Source organism: Alcanivorax sp. S6407 (assembly GCF_023016115.1).
GTDB lineage: Bacteria > Pseudomonadota > Gammaproteobacteria > Pseudomonadales > Alcanivoracaceae > Alcanivorax.
Window position 1 is genome coordinate 1 of the sequence record NZ_JALKBH010000025.1, and the last position, 250, is coordinate 250.

1 protein-coding gene is annotated in these 250 nt (G+C 57.6%); it reads left to right on the forward strand.

The features are described from left to right. Positions 1-231: hypothetical protein (locus MWU49_RS17680; RefSeq protein ID WP_246975048.1), on the forward strand; the 231-nt coding region annotated here is incomplete at its 5' end. Positions 232-250 lie beyond the last annotated feature (19 nt).

The following is a 250-nucleotide window of genomic DNA, read 5'->3' on the forward strand; positions in this document are numbered from 1 at the left end:
CTGGCAGGGTTGGCGGCAATGCTGACACCGGGGAGGCCTGTCAGGGTCGGGAATCAGCTCAATCAGGCAGTGCGAATCAGCGAGTTGAGTGCATCGGGCAGGCAAAAAGCCTTCCCAGCAAAAGCCGGGGATCGTAGCATCGAGCATGGCGGCGGTGTCCTTGTCTGGTTGCTTGGTCGCACAAACAACTTAACTCGGATCACTCGCCGCCACCTCATTCGTTCCCGCTAATCCGCGATGAACCTTTTTT